Here is a 12673-nt window from a genome sequence, read left to right on the forward strand (position 1 = left end):
GTACGCCCCCTACAGCCCGGACTCGGACGTGCGCACGAGGATCCGACGGCAGTTCTCGCACCGGACCACCGTGTCGCGGGCGGCCTTGCGGATGTCGTTGATGTCGGTGATCGACAGCTCCTGGCGGCAACCCTGGCAGGTGCGCTGGTAGAGCTTGGCCGCGCCGATGCCGCCCTGCTGCTCGCGCAGCTTGTCGTACAGCTTGAGCAGGTCGGCGGGGATGGACCCGGCGATGACCTCGCGCTCCTTCGTCACCGTGGCGACCTCGCCGTCGATCTCCTCGAAGGCGGCGTCCCGGCGCGCGGTCGCGTCGTCGATCTTCCCCTGGACGGCGCCGACACGCTCGGTCAGCTCGGCGACCCGCTCCTGCACGGACTCGCGGCGCTCCATGACCTCCAGGACGACGTCCTCGAGGTCGCCCTGCCGCTTGGCGAGGGAGACGATCTCCTTCTGGAGGTTCTCCAGGTCCTTGGGGGAGGTGACCGCGCCGGAGTCGAGGCGCTGCTGGTCGCGGACGGCACGCTGGCGCACCTGGTCCACGTCCTGCTCGGCCTTGATCTGTTCGCGGGCGGTGTCGCTCTCCTCGGTCTGCGCGGCCACGAGCAGGTCGCGCAGTTGCGTCAGATCCTTGCCGAGCGACTCGATCTCGGCGTGCTCGGGCAGCGACCTCCGCTTGTGGGCGAGCTGCTGCAGACGGACGTCGAGGTCCTGGACGTCGAGGAGGCGGATCTGGTCGGCGGGCGCGGCGTTCAGTTGGGGGCTCCCATGGCGTTAGTGGTGGGGTTGGACGCCGCGTGGGCGGTCCAGGGGTCGGTGACCGTACGGGAGACATGGACCCGCAGGCCCCATCCCTTCCGGTCGGAGATCTCGTCGAGCTGGGCTGCGGCCAGCTCGCACCAGGGCCACTCGGTGGCCCAGTGCGCCGCGTCGAGCAGCGCGAGAGGACTGTGGGCCCGGGCCTCCGAGGCCGGGTGGTGCCGCAGGTCCGCGGTGAGGAAGGCGTCGACGCCGGCGGCCCGGACGTGCTCGAAGAGGCTGTCCCCGGACCCGCCGCTGACGGCGACGGTCCTGACGACCGCCTCCGGATCCCCCGCCACCCGGATGCCCTGCGCGGTGGCGGGCAGCCGCTCGGCGGCGCGGGCGGCGAACTCTCGGAGGGTGACGGGGTGATCGAGCTCGCAGATCCGCCCGAGGCCCCGCCGGCCTTCACTGTCGCCCGGGTCGGGCACGAGCGGCCGTACGACCCGCAGATCGAGCGCACCGGCAAGGGCGTCGCTGACCCCCGGATCGGCGGTGTCGGCGTTGGTGTGAGCGACATGCAGGGCGATGTCGTTCTTGATGAGGGTGTGCACGACCCGCCCCTTGAAGGTGGAGGCCGCGACGGTGGTGGTACCCCGGAGATAGAGCGGATGGTGGGTGACGAGCAGATCGGCGCCGAGCTTCACGGCTTCGTCGACGACGTCCTGCACCGGATCCACGGCGAACAGCACGCGCGACACGTCCTGACCGGGCTCCCCCACGACGGTACCGACCGCGTCCCAGGACTCGGCCCGCTCGGCGGGCCACAGGTTCTCCAGCGCGGCGATGACTTCAGACAGACGGGGCACGCAGGCAAGGCTACCTGGCTGCCCTGCACCGCAATACCGCTGCCGCCGCCCAGCCCTGCGGGCCCCTCTCCTACGACCCCACACCCCCGCCCGCTCCTCCAGGCGGCACGTGGCCTGCCTGCACAACGCCGCAGGCACGCGGGGGCGAAGCCCCGAGGGGCGAAGCCCCGGGGGGAGGCAGAACCCGGCCGGGGTCGGGGCAGAGCCCCGGGGTGCAGGGGCGAAGCCCCGCCGGGCGTACGGGTCAGAGCCCCGGGGTGCAGGGGCCAAGCTCCACCCGGGATCCGGGGCAGAGCCCCGGGCGGTCACCTCTTGCCCACCGAGCCGGGCGGGCGGGCAGATACACACCCCCCACCCCCACCTCAGACGAATCGCTTCTGCACCACTCATAAGAGGGAAGCCCACCTCCAACCACCCCCGCCCCCGCGTACGAAAACTAGCTTCGTCGCCGGAGGTGACCGACCCATGACGGTCTGTGTGATCGAACCCACCGCGGAGGACGGCGACGAGGACCCCACCCCCCCCCCCTCGCCCACCCCCTGCGTGATCACAGCGGACGGCTCCTACGCCGCCCGCCTCGCCCGCGGCCCCCGCCCCGACTCCTGGTTCCCGGAGCGCTGGACCCTCGACGGCCCCGAGCCCTACGCCGTACCGCTTCCCGCGAACCAGCCGGAGGAGCCCGGCACGGAGGTGCAGCCGATGGCCGACGGACGGGTCCTGGTCCGGCGGCGCGTCCAGGACCGGCACACCTTCTCCCTCCTCTACCCCACCGACCCGGGCACCGGCGAACTCCCCCTGGGCTCCGTGGCGTGCCCGGACCACGGCACCCGCCTGCACCTGCTCCCCCCGGCCCCCTGCGGCGAACGCGCCTACGCCCTGGCCGTGGGCCGGCACACCACCGCCCTCTGGCAGGTGGCCGGCGGCACCTGCGGCCCCGAGCACCTCGCCGAGATCCCGGGCCGCTGCTCGGGCGGCGTCTGGCTGGACCGTACGGGCCGCATGCTGGCGCTGGACCGTGAGACCGGCGGCCGCACCAAGGCGATCGTGGTGGACCTGGAACGCGGTGGCGAGGTCTCCCCGCTGCTGCAGATCGCCGCCGACAGCGACGACCGCCTCCTGCTCGCCGACCCGGACAGCGGCCTGCTCCTCATCCGCTCGGACGCCCCTTCCCCCGGCGAGCCCCGGCTGGGCTGGGGCGTACTGGGCAGCATGCTGCCGGTCCGTTTCCCGGAGTCCCTGCGGCTGCCCGACTGCACGCTCACGCCGTTCGCCATCCAGCCCGGCCAGGTGCTGCTCCCGGAGGGCTGCGCGGTGGCGCTCCGCATCGAGGGCGTCTTCGGCCGCTGGGTCGGCGTATGGCGCCCCGCGGGACGACAGCTGCACCAACTCGCCGCCCCTGAAGGATGGTTGGCAGGGAGTGGCCTGTGGACCCGGGACGGCGTACTACGGCTGCCGTACACGACGGACACGGAACCCTGTGCGGTGGCCCACCTGACCCCACCGACCGCCGCCCCCGCACCCCCGGCCGCCCCTGCGCACCCGGAGTCGCCCCCGGCTCCCGAGCCCGCCGCGCCCCGCCCGGTCCCCCTCCAACAAGCCCCGCTCGGGCGACTTGTAACGAACTAGCTGCGGTTGGCGTGGCCGCCTGGATTCGCCCCATGGTGTGCCGGATAAACTCACCCGGCTGTAAAAGATCATGTTGACGGGGTGAACTCTCCAATGAGCGACGCAAGCACAAGGCAGCCGCTGTCCGCCGACTCCCAGGAGACGGCCGGTCACGGCCGGCACCGGGGCCCGGTCTCGTCCCACGACGGCGACTCGGCACCCAGCGGCCGGCACCGCAAGCCGGCCGAGGACAAGGCCGAGGCGGCTGCCTGACAGTACGCCGAAGGGGCTCGACCGTCCAGAACGGCCGAGCCCCTTCGCACTTCCCCGGCGCTTCTACCCCCGCCGCAGCCCCAGCACCTCCGCCGCCGCGAACGTCTCCCCCTCGGGCCGGCCCGCGAAGTGCGCGCCCAGGACGCCGTCCAGTTCCTCGAAGCTGAACGCGTCCTGCTTGCTGTCGAACTTCGCCTGCACCCGGGGCCGTTCGACGACGGCGACCATCCCGCCGTGCGCCACGAGCACCTGCCCGTTGATCCGTGCGGCGGCCGGCGAGGCCAAGTACCCGACGAGCGGAGCGACATGCTCGGGCGCGAGCGGATCGAGCCCCTCGGCCGGCTGCTCGAACCCGGCGAAGACGTCCGCCGTCATCCGCGTCCGGGCCCGCGGACAGATCGCGTTGGCCGTCACCCCGTACTTGGCGAGCGCGAGGGCCGTGGACGTCGTCAGCCCTACGATTCCCCCCTTCGCCGCCGCGTAGTTGGGCTGCCCCGCCGACCCGGCGAGGAACGCCTCCGACGCGGTGTTCACGATCCGCCCGTACACCGCAGCGCCCGCCGCCTTGGACCGCTCCCGCCAGTGCGCGGCGGCGAAGCGGGTGGTGTTGAAGTGGCCCTTGAGGTGCACCCGGATCACCGAGTCCCACTCGTCCTCCGCCATGGAGAAGACCATGCGGTCGCGCAGGATGCCCGCGTTGTTGACGACGACGTCCAGCTTGCCGAACTCAGCGATCGCCAACTCGACCAGCTCACGTGCCTGTGGGAAGTCGGCCACGTCCCCGGTGTGGGCGAGCGCGGTGCCCCCGGCCGCGCGTATCTCCGCGACGACCTGCTCCGCCGGACCGGCCGATGCCTGGCCCGAGCCGTCGCGTCCCGGCTGTCCGTAGTCGTTGACGACGACGGCCGCGCCCAGCCGGGCCAGCTCCAGCGCCTCGGCCCGCCCCAGGCCGCGCCCGGCACCGGTGACGACGGCCGACAGCCCCTCAAGTGGCAGTGTCATGACGGTCTCCCGGGTCCCCTCAGATCTCTATGCAGGTACGCAGAGCCGCGCCGGTGCGCATCTGGTCCAGCGCCTCGTTGATCTCGGTGAGCGGGACACGGTGGGTGATCAGGCCGGCGAGGTCGATCCGGCCGGCCCGCCACAGGGCGATGGTCCGCTCGTAGGAGCGCAGGACGTCGCCGCCGCCGTACATGGAGGGCAGGATCCGCTTCTCGTCGAAGAACAGCTCGAACATGCTGAGTTGGAGGAAGTCGTTCAGGGCGCCCGCGCCGACGACGACGAGGGTTCCGCCGCGCCGGGTGTTCTCGTAGGCCGTGCGGGCGGTGGCGGAGCGGCCGACGACCTCGAAGACGTAGTCGAACCCCTCGCCGCCGGTGACCAGTTGTTTCGCTCCGGGCAGCTCCTCGGGCGAAACCGCCTGCGTGGCACCGAACTTGAGCGCGGCCTCCCGGCGGGCCGCGACGGGGTCGACGGCGACGATCTCGGCGGCGCCCTTGAGCCGTGCGCCCTGGATCGCGGAGATGCCCACCCCGCCGCAGCCGATGACGGCGACGGACGAACCGGCCTCCACATCAGCGGTGTTGAGTGCGGCGCCCAGCCCCGTCGTCACCCCGCAGCCGATGAGCGCGGCGATGTCGAAGGGCACGTCGTCGGGGATGGGGACCGCGCAGCCCGCGTCGACGACGACCTCCTCGGCGAAGGTGCCGGTCCCGGCGAAGCCGAACAGGTCCCCGCCCGAGCGGCGGAAGTTGGGTGTGCCGGCGTTCATGAACCCGGCCAGGCACAGCTCGGTCTGGCCCCGCTTGCAGGCGGGACAGGCGCCGCAGGCGGGCAGCCAGCAGACCACCACCCGGTCGCCGGGCTTGAGCCGGGTGACGCCCTCGCCCACCTCCACGACCTCGCCCGCTCCCTCGTGTCCGGGTACGAACGGCGCGGGCTGCGGCAGCACCCCGCCCATCGCGGAGAGGTCCGAGTGGCACAGCCCGGTGGCCCGGACCCGGATCCTGACCCGGCCGGGCCCGAAGCCCACCGCCTCGACGTCGTCGAGGACCTCCAGCTTGTCCTGGCCGATCTCGTGCAGTACGGCTGCGCGCATGGTGCGGCTCCCCTCGGTCCCCTTACGGGCGGTTCCCCTTACGGAAATGGGTGGTTCAGGAGTGCTCTACGACGGTGTCGGCGAGGACCGCCGCGTCGTCCCGCTCCACCGCGCTCACGGCCGCCCGCACCTCGCCCTCCCCCCGCCACAGCCGGATGCGGAGGGTCTCGCCGGGATACACGACCCCGGCGAAGCGGGTGGCGTACGACCGCACCCGGGTCACATCGCCGTCGAGCAGGGCGTCGACGACCGCCTTGAGGGTGATCCCGTAGGTGCACAGACCGTGCAGGATGGGCCGCTCGAACCCGGCGCGCTTGGCGAACTCGGGGTCGGCGTGCAGCGGGTTGTAGTCGCCGGAGAGACGGTAGAGGAGGGCCTGGTCCTCGCGGACCGCTCGTTCGACCGTCCTGTCGGGCTCCCCGACCGGCGGGTCCAGGCGCGCGGAGGGGCCCCGGTCGCCGCCCCAGCCGCCTTCGCCCCTTACGAAGATCTCGGCGTCGTTGGTCCACAACGGGCCGTCGGCGTCGGCCACCTCGGTGCGCATGACGAGGACGGCGGCCTTGCCCTTGTCGTAGACGGCGGCGATGCGCCCGGTGGCGGTGGCCCGGCCCTCGGCGGGGATCGGGCGGTGGATCTCCAGGCGCTGTCCGCCGTGCAGGACGCGGGCGAGGTCGACGTCGACGCCGGGCATGGACAGCCCGCTGATCACTCCGGGCGAGCCGGAGCCCGCGACGGTGGCGAAGCTCGGCAGGACGTGCAGCCGGGACTCCAGCGTGTAGCGCAGTTCGTCGGCGTCGGTCGCGGGGACGCCGGCGCCGATCCCGAGGTGGTAGAGCTGGACGTCCTTCGGGGTCCAGGAGATCTCGCCGGAGCGGGGTTCGGCGGCGAGTGCCTGGGCTGCGTCGATGGGCATGGGGCTCCTGAGTGTCCAAGACCTCGGTGCGACCGTCCGCACCGTCGGGCGCACCGAGGCCGTCGCGGGGCCGATCTAGAACGCGTTCCAATCCGGCGCCCTCTGTATAGCCCAGCGCTCGACAGTTGTGAAGGCTCCTGACGGAGTGTCAGACCAGTGTGGTCGGGCGGGGCGACCGGGACATTTGTCCCGGCCGGTTGATGACATCCCTCTCTGCCGGACGCCCGCCCGGAGCCGTAGCGTCGAGGACGAGGACACCGCTGGAACGGGGGCAGCAGGGATGACGAGGTCATACACGGAGTGGCGGCGCGGGGCGGCCTGCCGACGGAACGCCTGGCGCGCGCGGGTGCGACGGACGCCGGAACAGAAGGAGGCCGAGCCGGCGGGTCCGCTTCCCTTCGCCCTGCTGCCCTGGCTGCTGCTGGGCATGGGCGCCTTCTCCAATCTGTTCCAGGGCGAGACTCCCAACCCGCTCCTCGGCGGCCTGGGGGTGCTCACCTTCAACTCCTGCTACGTCTACGTCGCCGTCCGCTCGTTCGTGAAGGAGAAGCGGGAGGCGGTCTCCACCCGGGTGGCGCTGGCGGTCATGGCGGTAGTGACCTGCGGTCTCGCCCTCGGGTACGGCGGCGGCTGGGTGCAGTTCTTCCCCCTGCTCGGCCTCGCGACGGGCGCCGCCCTGCGCGGCCGGCCCCTGCGTCTGACGGGCATCGCCCTGGCCGTCCTGGCGGGCGCGGTCGCCTATGTCCACGAGGGCTGGGGCGGCATCGAGACCGCCTACGCCACCTGGATCTCGACGATCGTGACGGCCGTGATCCTGATCATGTCAGAGGCCGTACGGGAACTGCGCGCCGCCCGTGAGGAACTGGCCCGGCGGGCGGTGGAGAAGGAGCGCCTGCGGTTCTCCCGCGATCTGCACGACCTGCTCGGGCACACCCTCTCCGTGATCGTGGTGAAGTCGGAGGCGGCCCGCCGACTGGCACCCGGCCATCTGGACGCCGCCCTGGCCCAGATCGCGGACATCGAGTCGGTGGGCCGTCAGGCGCTGACGGAGATACGCGAGGCGGTCACCGGGTACCGCGAGAGCAGTCTGGCCACCGAACTGGACCGGGCCCGTTCGGCCCTGACGGCGGCGGGGGTCGAACCGTCCATCAGTCGGTCGGGCACGCCGGTGGAGCCGCAGACGGCGGCGTTGCTGGGCTGGGTGGTGCGGGAGGCGGTCACCAACGTCGTCCGGCACAGCGGCGCGACCCGCTGCGGCATCACGGTGTCGGGCACGCCACGGCACGTCCGTCTCACGGTCACGGACGACGGCACGGGCGCCTCCTGCGCGGACGGCGGCGGCACCGGTCTGACCGGGCTGCGTGAGCGCCTCGCGGCGGCGGGCGGTTCCCTGACGGCCGGTCCGGGAGCGGGCGGCGGCTTCACCGTCACGGCGGAACTCCCCGTGGACGTGGCGGAGCAGCGGTCGTACGAGGGGGCGAAGGTGCCGTACGCGGGGGCGCCTTCGACACCCACCGGCCCTACGCTTGGGCCGTGAACGACATGACCGGTCGCCGGCCCGTGGACGAGATGCCCCGCGACCGCCGTCCCGCCAAGTCCATCAGGGTCCTGCTGGCGGAGGACCAGGGCATGATGCGCGGGGCGCTGGCCCTGCTGCTGGGCATGGAGCCGGACATCGAGGTCGTGGCACAGGTGGGCGCCGGGGACGCGATCGTTGACACGGCCCTGATCCACCGCCCGGACGTCGCGCTCCTGGACATCGAACTGCCCGGCATGAGCGGCCTGGAGGCCGCCGCCGTGCTGCGCGACGAGGCACCCGACTGCCGGGTGCTGATACTGACGACGTTCGGCCGGCCCGGCTATCTGCGGCGGGCCATGGCGGCCGGAGCCGCGGGATTCCTGGTCAAGGACGGTCCCGTGGAGGAGCTGGCGGCGGCGATCCGCCGGGTGCTGACCGGCGAGACGGTCGTCGATCCGGCGCTCGCCGCGGCCGCCCTCAGCGCCGGCCCCAATCCGCTCACGGCCCGCGAGTGCGACGTACTGAAGGCATCGGTGGACGGCGCGACGGTGGCCGACATCGCGGCGAGGCTGTGTCTGTCGGAGTCCACGGTCCGCAACTACCTCTCCTCCGCCATCGGCAAGACGGGCACCCGCAACCGGACGGAGGCGATGCGCGAGGCCCGCCACCAGGGCTGGCTCTGACGGCCACCGGCCACCCGGCAAGGCGGGAACGGTCGCACGGGCCCGGAAAAGAGGGCGTGTTTCGAAAGTCCCGTCCGGCCCGCGACGCCTGGCGCGGAGCTACTGTCCAAACACGCCCTGGTGCCCCGCCCCCGTGCGCCGCAGCACCCGCAGCGAGCCGGTGTCGGAGACCTCCGTGAAGGCGCGGGACTCCAGGGCGCGCAGGTAGACGCGGTAGGGGGCCTGGCCGGTGAACTCGTCGACGGGGTCCGGGAAGACGTCGTGGATGACCAGGAGGCCGCCCTCCGCGACGTGCGGGGCCCAGCCCTCGTAGTCGGCGGTGGCGTGCTCGTCGGTGTGGCCGCCGTCGACGAAGACGAGGCCGAGGGGCGAGTTCCAGATCGCGGCGATCTGCGGGGAGCGTCCGACCAGGGCGACGACGTGCTCCTCCAGACCCGCCCGGTGCAGCGTGCGGCGGAAGGTGGGCAGCGTGTCCATCAGGCCGAGTTCGGGGTCGACGGTCTGAGGGTCGTGGTAGTCCCAGCCCGGCTGCTGCTCCTCGCTGCCCCGGTGGTGGTCGACGGTGAGCGCGGTGACCCCGGCCTCGCGGGCCGCGTCGGCGAGCAGGACCGTGGAGCGCCCGCAGTAGGTGCCGACCTCCAGCAGGGGCAGCCCGAGCCGCCCGGCCTCCACCGCGGCCGCGTACAGCGCGAGCCCCTCGTCCAGAGGCATGAACCCCTTCGCCGCCTCGAACGCGGCCAGGATCTCGGGCTTGGGTGCCGCGGACATCGGGGTCCCTTCAGTAGTACGTGCGTGCCGGCGGCCCATCGTGCACCACGCCCCCCGCCGTGGGAACGACGGGGGGTGCGGACGGCGTCCGTCACGGACGGGTCAGGCGCTGACGGTCTCCTCCGGCAGCGCCAGGTCCAGCTCCACGGACCGCTCGTCGCCCGCGTGGGTAGCGGAGGAGGCGAGCGGGGCGTGGCCGACGGCCTTGGCGGCGAGGACGTAGGCGCCCCGGGCGGGGACGGCCAGGGCGTAGCTGCCGTCCTCCGCCGACACGGTGGCGCCCGCCTGGCGGCCCCGGCGGTCGATCAGGGTGACCTTGGCGCGGGCGACCGGGCTGCCCCCGGCGTCGAGGACCCGGCCGCGGAAGCCCCGCAGGGCCTCCTCGGCGCGCTCCAGGTTGGCGTCCTCCTCGCTGCTGGCCCGCAGTTGGGGGGCGCGGTTCGCCTTGGGCAGGAACAGGGCCATCAGCAGGCCCACGGCGACCGCGCCGGTGGCGATCAGGAAGGAGACCCGGAAGCCGTGCAGGGTCGGGACGGCGACGCCGTTCACGTCGTTCGCGGTGTTGGCCAGCACCATGCCGATGACGGCGCTCGACACGGACGTACCGATGGAGCGCATCAGGGTGTTGAGGCCGTTGGCCGCGCCGGTCTCCGAGGCCGGGACCGCGCCCACGATCAGCGCGGGCAGGGAGGAGTAGGCGAGGCCGATGCCGGCGCCCAGGACGACCGAGATCACGAGGCTCTGCCAGGCGGCGCTCATCAGGCCGAGGCCGGCTCCGTAGCCGATCGCGATGATCAGCATGCCGAGGATCAGGGTGACCTTGGGGCCGTACTTGGCGGAGACGCGGGCGTAGACGGGGGCGGTGACCATCATCGTCAGACCGAGCGGCGCGACGAGCAGACCTGCGACGACCATGGACTGGCCGAGGCCGTAGCCGGTGGCGGTGGGCAGTTGGAGGAGCTGCGGCAGGACCAGGGAGACGACGTAGAAGCTGACGCCGACCATGATCGAGGCGAGGTTGGTGAAGAGGACGGCGGGGCGGGCCGTCGTGCGCAGGTCCACCAGCGGCGCGGCGACCCTCAGCTCCATCACGCCCCACAGGAGGAGGACGACGGCGGAGGCGGCGAACAGGCCGAGGGTGGTGCCGGAGGCCCAGCCCCAGTCGCTGCCCTTGGTGATCGGCAGCAGGAAGAGGACGAGACCGGCGGAGAGGCCGATCGCCCCCAGGACGTCGAAGGTGCCCTCGGCGCGCGCCGGGGACTCGGGGACGACGAGGAGCGTGAGAACGATCGCGAGGGCGCCGAGCCCCGCGGCGCCGTAGAAGAGCGCGTGCCAGTCGGCGTGCTGGGCGACGAGGGCCGCGGCGGGAAGGGCGAGGCCGCCGCCGACGCCGATCGAGGAGCTCATCAGGGCCATCGCCGAGCCGAGCTTCTCGCGGGGCAGCATGTCGCGCATCAGACCGATGCCGAGCGGGATCGCCCCCATGGCGAAGCCCTGGAGGGTGCGGCCGACGATCATCGGGACCAGGTCGCTGGTGAGCGCGCTGACCAGCGCGCCCACGACCATCACGGCCAGGCTGAGGATCAGCGTGCGCCGCTTGCCGTACAGGTCGCCGAGGCGGCCCATGATCGGGGTGGCGACGGCACCCGACAGCAGGGTGGAGGTCAGGACCCAGGTGGCGTTGCTGGGCGCGGTGCCGAGCAGCTGCGGCAGGTCCTTGATGACCGGGACGAGCAGGGTCTGCATCACCGCGACCACGATGCCCGCGAAGGCGAGCACCGGGACGACGGCTCCGCTCGCCTGGCGGGTGGGCCGGTCGGTCGACGTGTGCGTCATGGGGTGAGGGCCTCCGGGCGGCGGTTCGGGGTTACGTGAGAGCTGAACCCGGTATGCATGAGCAACTATTCCGATGCTTTGGCGTACTAACGATTTCTTTGACTTTCCTTGACGTGCGGACGGGGTCGCAGGCGCACATTCCGGTGCAAGAGGTGCAAAACGTTCGGGGCCATGACACGAATACCGAAATCCGCCGACACCGCCCGAGCCCGGCCGTCCCCCTCCGTACCACTCCCCCGCCTGGCTGGTCGTGGCGCCGGCATGCCCCGGTCCACTCGGGCCACAGGCCGTCCGCGGTGCCGGCGTCGACATCCGCACCGGCGCGATCACCCGCAGCCAGGACGGGAGCTGACCGGCATGCGCGGCAACCCCGACAATCTCCGCCAGGCCGCCGCCCGCAGGGGCGCCACCGCCCAGGCCCGCGCCGAGAAGGGCCTGCGCGAGATGATCCGCCGCGGACAGCTCATCACCTTCCGCGGCCTTGCCCAGGCCGCCGACGTCTCCATCGACTTTTCTACCGGTGCACTGAGCTCCGCCGACGCGTCGAACAGCTCCGGGACCAGCAGCGAAGCCACCCGCCACAGCGAACCACACAGCCGCCCGACGACTCACCCAGCAGCGTCGTGCGCACCCTCACAGCCCAGCTCGCCGAGCTCAAGCGGCGCCACCCGCGACGAGGTCCGAGCCCTGCGGCAGGCCCTCGAAGCCGCCCAGAGCGAGACCCTCGAACTCGACGCAGCCTCGGTCCCCGACACACCACCCGCCCTGAGAGCCCCTGCTCCTGACACCCTCACACATCGATGGCCCTGCGGGCATGGCTCACAAACTGCTGCCGTTTATTCGACGCATGGCCGAGGTAACTCCTGATGCGATGCGATTGGTTCGCGTCAATCGCATCGCCGCTCTCCCGTCCAAGGATTCTCGCCTGAATCGCTGCCACACAAGCCGACAGCGACTGTCGCAACTCGTCGGCCATCCGGGCCAATTCCTCCGGACCTTCAAGCTCGACCGCGGTCTGGGTATCCGCCAGGTCCCCTCGAAGCAATCTGCGGCTCTCTTCGAGAAGGTGACGCAGTCCGTCGAGATCATGACCTGGCCTGGCCAGCTCAGCCTCGATACCCCGCAGGGCCTCATGAACCTCGTCGGCCTTGCCCGTGAAGGCGGCGTAGGCATCACGGCGGAGCTGACGACGCCAGTGACGATGCTCAGCTCGAACCTGCCGCTGCCCCGCTATCCCAGCAATAGTTGCAGCCAGGGTTGTCCCCATCACTCCCACCCCAGCTCCTAGAACCGCTGCCGTTCCAGCATCCATGCGAAGAGTGTGCCAGCGAGGTTCCCTGAGCGTTTGTCACCTTCAAGTCGCGATCAGGG

Annotated in this window: 12 protein-coding genes; 4 read left to right on the top strand and 8 right to left on the bottom strand. The window is 72.2% G+C overall.

The window, feature by feature from the left end:
• Window positions 1–9: 9 nt before the first annotated feature.
• Window positions 10–753 (bottom strand): zinc ribbon domain-containing protein, encoded by a 744-nt coding sequence (locus tag ACIBVL_RS02890; RefSeq protein ID WP_399092003.1) that lies wholly within the window; start codon window positions 751–753, stop codon window positions 10–12.
• Window positions 750–1607 (bottom strand): Nif3-like dinuclear metal center hexameric protein, encoded by an 858-nt coding sequence (locus tag ACIBVL_RS02895; protein ID WP_399090706.1) that lies wholly within the window; start codon window positions 1605–1607, stop codon window positions 750–752. Before ACIBVL_RS02895 ends, ACIBVL_RS02890 begins: the two co-directional genes overlap by 4 nt.
• A gap of 465 nt (window positions 1608–2072) precedes the next feature.
• Between ACIBVL_RS02895 and ACIBVL_RS02900 the strand changes: the two genes are divergently transcribed.
• Together ACIBVL_RS02900 and ACIBVL_RS02905 are read left to right on the top strand one after the other, a co-directional pair.
• Complete coding sequence (locus ACIBVL_RS02900; RefSeq protein WP_399090709.1) at window positions 2073–3233, top strand: hypothetical protein; 1161 nt, start codon at window positions 2073–2075, stop codon at window positions 3231–3233.
• Window positions 3234–3326: 93 nt separating this feature from the next.
• Window positions 3327–3485 (top strand): hypothetical protein, encoded by a 159-nt coding sequence (locus tag ACIBVL_RS02905; protein ID WP_399090712.1) that lies wholly within the window; start codon window positions 3327–3329, stop codon window positions 3483–3485.
• Between the two features lie 63 nt (window positions 3486–3548).
• Here the strand turns inward: ACIBVL_RS02905 and ACIBVL_RS02910 are convergent, their stop codons facing one another.
• Genes ACIBVL_RS02910 through ACIBVL_RS02920 form a run of 3 tightly spaced genes read right to left on the bottom strand, consistent with a single transcriptional unit; the run spans window position 3549 to window position 6496 of the window.
• A complete protein-coding gene (locus ACIBVL_RS02910) occupies window positions 3549–4487 on the bottom strand; it encodes a 3-oxoacyl-ACP reductase (RefSeq protein ID WP_399090715.1) in 939 nt (312 codons plus the stop codon).
• 19 nt (window positions 4488–4506) lie between these two features.
• Window positions 4507–5583, bottom strand: coding sequence for a Zn-dependent alcohol dehydrogenase (locus tag ACIBVL_RS02915; RefSeq protein WP_399090718.1), 1077 nt, complete (start codon window positions 5581–5583; stop codon window positions 4507–4509).
• Between the two features lie 55 nt (window positions 5584–5638).
• A complete protein-coding gene (locus tag ACIBVL_RS02920; RefSeq protein WP_399090720.1) occupies window positions 5639–6496 on the bottom strand; it encodes a MaoC/PaaZ C-terminal domain-containing protein in 858 nt (285 codons plus the stop codon).
• Window positions 6497–6776: 280 nt separating this feature from the next.
• On the opposite strand from ACIBVL_RS02920, the gene ACIBVL_RS02925 reads away from it, so the two are divergent.
• The gene (locus ACIBVL_RS02925; RefSeq protein WP_399090723.1) at window positions 6777–8033 is read left to right on the top strand and encodes a sensor histidine kinase; all 1257 of its coding nucleotides are present in this window, start codon (window positions 6777–6779) and stop codon (window positions 8031–8033) included.
• Between the two features lie 32 nt (window positions 8034–8065).
• A complete protein-coding gene (locus ACIBVL_RS02930; protein ID WP_399092006.1) occupies window positions 8066–8698 on the top strand; it encodes a response regulator in 633 nt (210 codons plus the stop codon).
• A gap of 99 nt (window positions 8699–8797) precedes the next feature.
• Here the strand turns inward: ACIBVL_RS02930 and ACIBVL_RS02935 are convergent, their stop codons facing one another.
• From ACIBVL_RS02935 to ACIBVL_RS02945, 3 genes are all read right to left on the bottom strand, one after another.
• Window positions 8798–9466 carry a class I SAM-dependent methyltransferase gene (locus ACIBVL_RS02935; RefSeq protein ID WP_399090726.1) on the bottom strand — a complete coding sequence of 223 codons (669 nt, stop codon included), beginning with the start codon at window positions 9464–9466 and terminating at the stop codon, window positions 8798–8800.
• Window positions 9467–9568: 102 nt separating this feature from the next.
• Complete coding sequence (locus ACIBVL_RS02940; protein WP_399090729.1) at window positions 9569–11302, bottom strand: MFS transporter; 1734 nt, start codon at window positions 11300–11302, stop codon at window positions 9569–9571.
• A 790-nt stretch (window positions 11303–12092) separates the two neighbouring features.
• A complete protein-coding gene (locus ACIBVL_RS02945) occupies window positions 12093–12614 on the bottom strand; it encodes a hypothetical protein (protein ID WP_399090732.1) in 522 nt (173 codons plus the stop codon).
• Between the last annotated feature and the right edge of the window lie 59 nt (window positions 12615–12673).

The sequence above is a fragment of the Streptomyces sp. NPDC049687 genome (assembly GCF_044465285.1).
Lineage (GTDB): Bacteria > Actinomycetota > Actinomycetes > Streptomycetales > Streptomycetaceae > Streptomyces.

Excerpts from the sequence above, each read along its gene's own strand:
- ACIBVL_RS02900 (WP_399090709.1), top strand. The coding sequence starts at position 2,073 with ATGACGGTCTGTGTGATCGAACCCACCGCGGAGGACGGCGACGAGGAC.
- ACIBVL_RS02925 (WP_399090723.1), top strand. The coding sequence starts at position 6,777 with ATGACGAGGTCATACACGGAGTGGCGGCGCGGGGCGGCCTGCCGACGG.
- ACIBVL_RS02910 (WP_399090715.1), bottom strand. The coding sequence starts at position 4,487 with ATGACACTGCCACTTGAGGGGCTGTCGGCCGTCGTCACCGGTGCCGGG.
- ACIBVL_RS02915 (WP_399090718.1), bottom strand. The coding sequence starts at position 5,583 with ATGCGCGCAGCCGTACTGCACGAGATCGGCCAGGACAAGCTGGAGGTC.
- ACIBVL_RS02905 (WP_399090712.1), top strand. The coding sequence starts at position 3,327 with ATGAGCGACGCAAGCACAAGGCAGCCGCTGTCCGCCGACTCCCAGGAG.
- ACIBVL_RS02940 (WP_399090729.1), bottom strand. The coding sequence starts at position 11,302 with ATGACGCACACGTCGACCGACCGGCCCACCCGCCAGGCGAGCGGAGCC.
- ACIBVL_RS02945 (WP_399090732.1), bottom strand. The coding sequence starts at position 12,614 with ATGGATGCTGGAACGGCAGCGGTTCTAGGAGCTGGGGTGGGAGTGATG.
- ACIBVL_RS02920 (WP_399090720.1), bottom strand. The coding sequence starts at position 6,496 with ATGCCCATCGACGCAGCCCAGGCACTCGCCGCCGAACCCCGCTCCGGC.
- ACIBVL_RS02930 (WP_399092006.1), top strand. The coding sequence starts at position 8,066 with ATGCCCCGCGACCGCCGTCCCGCCAAGTCCATCAGGGTCCTGCTGGCG.
- ACIBVL_RS02935 (WP_399090726.1), bottom strand. The coding sequence starts at position 9,466 with ATGTCCGCGGCACCCAAGCCCGAGATCCTGGCCGCGTTCGAGGCGGCG.